Source organism: Halorhodospira neutriphila, assembly GCF_016584055.1.
In the GTDB taxonomy this organism is placed as follows: domain Bacteria; phylum Pseudomonadota; class Gammaproteobacteria; order Nitrococcales; family Halorhodospiraceae; genus Halorhodospira; species Halorhodospira neutriphila.
This window is the reverse complement of sequence record NZ_NRSH01000281.1, coordinates 1-537: the sequence shown is the minus strand read 5'-3', so window position 1 is coordinate 537 and position 537 is coordinate 1. Positions and strand designations below refer to the sequence as shown.

Annotated in this window: 1 protein-coding gene; it reads left to right on the top strand. The window is 66.9% G+C overall.

The genetic code is table 11. From position 1 onward, the window contains the following. A partial coding sequence (locus CKO13_RS12470) for a hypothetical protein (RefSeq protein ID WP_200261478.1) occupies positions 1-537 on the top strand: 537 nt, incomplete at both ends.

The window sequence follows — 537 nt, the reverse complement described above, 5'->3', positions numbered from 1 at the left end:
CGGACGGCACGCTGACCCTGTCGGTCACGTTGACCGACAGCGCCAGCAATACCGGCGCGGCGGCGACCGACACGGCCACCAAAAACGTTTCGGCGCCGTCGGGCTATACGGTCTCGCTTGATCAGGATCCGGTCACATCGGCGACTGAAACCGCGGTGTCCTTCACCTTCGCGGGGGCGGAAACCGGCACGCGCTACAGCTACACGATCACCTCTTCGGGCGGCGGTACGCCGGTGACCGGCGCGGGCACGATCAGCACGGCGGCCCAGCAGATTTCGGGCATCGATGTTTCGGGGCTCGCGGACGGCACGCTGACCCTTTCGGTCACGCTGACCGACAGCGCCAGCAATACCGGCGCGGCGGCGACCGATACCGCCACCAAGGATGTCGCGGCGCCGTCGGGCTATACCGTCTCGCTCGATCAAGATCCGGTCACGTCGGCGACTGAAAGCGCGGTGTCCTTCACCTTCGCCGGGGCGGAAACCGGCACGCGCTATGATTACACGATCACCTCTTCGGGCGGCGGTACGCCGGTGA